This window comes from Priestia sp. P5_B4, assembly GCF_056400385.1.
In genome coordinates this window covers 1-3,329 of sequence record NZ_JBFULJ010000410.1, presented here as the reverse complement: position 1 = coordinate 3,329, position 3,329 = coordinate 1, and the positions used below count along the sequence as shown (strand labels likewise).

Genomic DNA, 3,329 nt, shown 5'->3' with positions numbered 1-3,329 from the left:
GTACCAACTACATCGATAAATTTAGGGGGATTTTAATGAAAAAAACCGTGATTTCTTTGGCTGTAGCAACAAGTTTGACTTTATCTTTTACAAGTGTACAAGCTTCTACTTCTGCAAATGCTTCTCAMCATCAAAGTTCTGAACAAAAAGTATTAAAAAAAATCAATGCTGAGAAAATTTATCAAGACATTGCGTATCTCTCAAAAAAACCTCGTGTGGCAGGAACTGAAGCTGAACGCGAAGCTGCTACATTTGTTCAAAAGCGTTTGTCTAAACTAGGCTATGAGAGCGCAGTAGAGCCTTTTACCTTTACCGGTTACACACCAGCAGCTAGTTTTTCACTAAGCGTAAACGGTACCAGCTACTCTCCAACAACTTTTACTTATAGCACCAATGGAAATGTCACTGCTGAAATTGTAGATGGAGGGCTGGGTACAAAAGATAATTTAGCAAACAAAGATATGACAGGTAAAATTGTATTAGTTCAGCGAGGCACTATTACTTTTGGTGAAAAAGTATTAAATGCTGCTGAAAAAGGGGCTGCAGCCGTCATTATTTTTAATAATACAGACGGTGAGCTAAGCGGAACGCTTGGCGGCGCTAATGATAACTACATTCCGTCTCTTGCTGTTACCAAAGAAGAAGGTGAAAAGATTCTTACTTCTATTCAAAAAGGCGAAAAGCCTTCAGGTACAGTAAAAATTGAAGGAGCTGTCGTAAGTGAGCGAACATCTTATAATGTAACCGCTACTAAACCTTCTACTTTTAAGAAAAAAGAAACAAATGATATTATTGTAGTAGGTGCTCATCATGATTCTGTGGCCGGAGCGCCTGGGGCAAATGACGATGCTTCTGGAACAGCAATGGTGCTTGAATTAGCTCGCGTATTTAAAACTCTTCCTACTGATACAGAACTGCGATTTGTTACATTCGGAGCTGAAGAAGTAGGCTTACTAGGATCCGAGCATTATGTTAGTGAGCTATCTGAAGATGAGAAAAATCGTATTGTTGGAATGTTTAATTTAGACATGGTGGGAAGTCGAGATGCGGGAGATTTGGTGATGAATACAGCTGATGGAACACCAAATCTTGTCACAGAATTAGCTCAAGCTTCAAGTACAAGATTAAATGGATCACCTACGCCATTCCAAGCTGGCGGCCGCAGTGATCACGTTCCTTTTGCAGAGGCAGGAATACCGGCTGCTCTATTTATTCACAGTCCGTCTGAACCTTGGTATCATACGCCTGAAGATACCCTTGATAAAATAAGCAAAGAAAAACTTCAAGATGTGGCTGAGATTGTTGGAACAGCTATTTACGATCGTTCCCGTCCCGATCAACAAGGTTCTTCAGTTAAAAAGAAAGCAACATTTAAAGCTCCTCATCTTTATCACGAGCAAGATGTTAAATAAGAATCTGTCCCTGTTATTCATACATGATCAAAAAAAGAGATGTTTATGCATCTCTTTTTTTGATAAGCAGATTTCTCAAGGTTTTAAATCCATTATGCTACAATTATTATAGAGGAACCTCATTTATTGCTTACATAAAAATTTTGAACAAAAGAGGTGTATTTTTTGGATTTTACGGTAGACCATTCAATTCTTTTACTATCTATTCTCCTTGTCATAGGGGTACTTACTGCAAAGTTCTCTACTCGCCTTGGAGTCCCTTCGCTTGTACTCTTTATTATTGTAGGAATGGTTGTTAGCCACTACATCTACTTTGACAATGCTCTTTTAACACAAGGATTCGGAATATTAGCGCTTATCATTATTCTTTTTGATGGAGGCGTGCAGACCAAATGGAAAGATGTTAAACGCGTTGTTCGCCCTTCCGTTTCATTAGCTACTTTCGGAGTCCTCATTACGACAGTTTTAACGGGTGTACTTGCCAAATATATTTTAGGTGTTACTTGGCTTGAAGGCTTTTTATTTGGGGCAATCGTTGGCTCTACAGATGCTGCAGCCGTGTTCTCTGTACTAGGGACACAGAATATCCGCCAAAAATTAAACTCCACGCTAGAAGCAGAATCTGGTTCCAATGATCCGATGGCCATCTTCTTAACCGTTTCTATTATTGAATTAATTCAACATCCGGACTCTCCTATCCTCTCATTAATCCTTAATTTCTTTTGGCAAATGGGAATCGGGCTGGTACTTGGTTTAGTACTCGGAAAAGCATCCGTTTGGATTATTAATCGAATTAATTTGGATTCTTCAGGTCTTTACCCTGTGCTTACATTGTCATTGGCCGCCTTAACCTATGGAATTTCCACATTTGTAGAAGCAAGCGGTCTACTTGCTGTATATGTAATGGCAGTGGTAGTAGGAAATGCAGATCTAACTTATCGTCACACAATTGTCCGCTTTAACGAAGGTTTTGCATGGATGATGCAAATTTTAATGTTTATTTTACTCGGCCTTCTTGTCTTTCCTAATCAACTGCTAGATATCATTTGGCAGGGTATACTGTTATCTCTTTTACTTATGTTTGTCGCTCGTCCACTCGGCGTATTTCTTTCGATGATGTTTGCTAAATATTCTTCCAAAGAAAAACTGTTTATTTCTTGGGCCGGTTTAAAAGGAGCTGTTCCAATTGTATTGGCTACTTATCCTATGATGGCAGGTTTGGAGAACAGCACGCTCATTTTTAACGTCGTTTTCTTTGTTGTCTTAACTTCCGCTCTTCTTCAAGGAGCAACAATCGCTCCTTTAGCCAAATTTCTAAACCTTTCTCAAGGTGAAAAAGAGACGGTTCCTCACAGTCTCGAGCTTGTTTCGATGGGCAAAACCAAAAATGAAATGATTGAGTTGAAGCTCGTGGAACATGCAGATATATCAGGAAAATCGCTTGAAGAACTTCACCTCCCTGAAGACATTTTAGTGACTGCTGTTATTCGAGATGATAAACTACTTACCCCTAGAGGAAATACACAAATTTTTGCAGGTGATACATTATATATTCTTATTTCGAAGAAAAAACGGGATAAAGTAAAAGCATTTTTCCAAAAAAATACGTCTGATGGGGACGAAAGAGAAGGAAAAACTAGTTAAAAAATTGGTTAAAGTCTTTACGAGAAAAACAGCACCCGATTATTGAACGGAGTGCTGTTTTTGCTGTTGCATCAAATAAAGAGATTTATAATTGGGGTGATGTTTTAAAAGTTCTGAGACCGTTACAAATTTATATCCCTCTTCCTTTAACTTCGGTAAAATTTGTTTTAATGCTTCAATGGTTTGGGTTCGATCTCCTCCCGTATCATGAAACAATACAATATCTCCTGACCTGGCATGGTTAAGCACTTGACTTACAATTTTACCTACGCC

The 3,329-nt window shown here is 38.6% G+C and carries 2 protein-coding genes and 1 pseudogene; 2 read left to right on the top strand and 1 reads right to left on the bottom strand.

Annotation, left to right across the window (positions count from 1 at the left end):
• The first annotated feature begins 35 nt into the window (after positions 1-35).
• Both AC1DRF_RS20365 and AC1DRF_RS20360 read left to right on the top strand, forming a co-directional pair.
• Positions 36-1,412: a M28 family peptidase gene (locus AC1DRF_RS20365; RefSeq protein ID WP_477741532.1), complete on the top strand. Its 1,377-nt coding sequence runs from the start codon at positions 36-38 to the stop codon at positions 1,410-1,412.
• A 165-nt stretch (positions 1,413-1,577) separates the two neighbouring features.
• Complete coding sequence (locus AC1DRF_RS20360; RefSeq protein WP_043982063.1) at positions 1,578-3,056, top strand: potassium/proton antiporter; 1,479 nt, start codon at positions 1,578-1,580, stop codon at positions 3,054-3,056.
• Positions 3,057-3,095: 39 nt separating this feature from the next.
• Here AC1DRF_RS20360 and AC1DRF_RS20355 read toward each other — a convergent pair.
• Positions 3,096-3,329: pseudogene (locus tag AC1DRF_RS20355) on the bottom strand (chitooligosaccharide deacetylase); the annotation flags it as partial.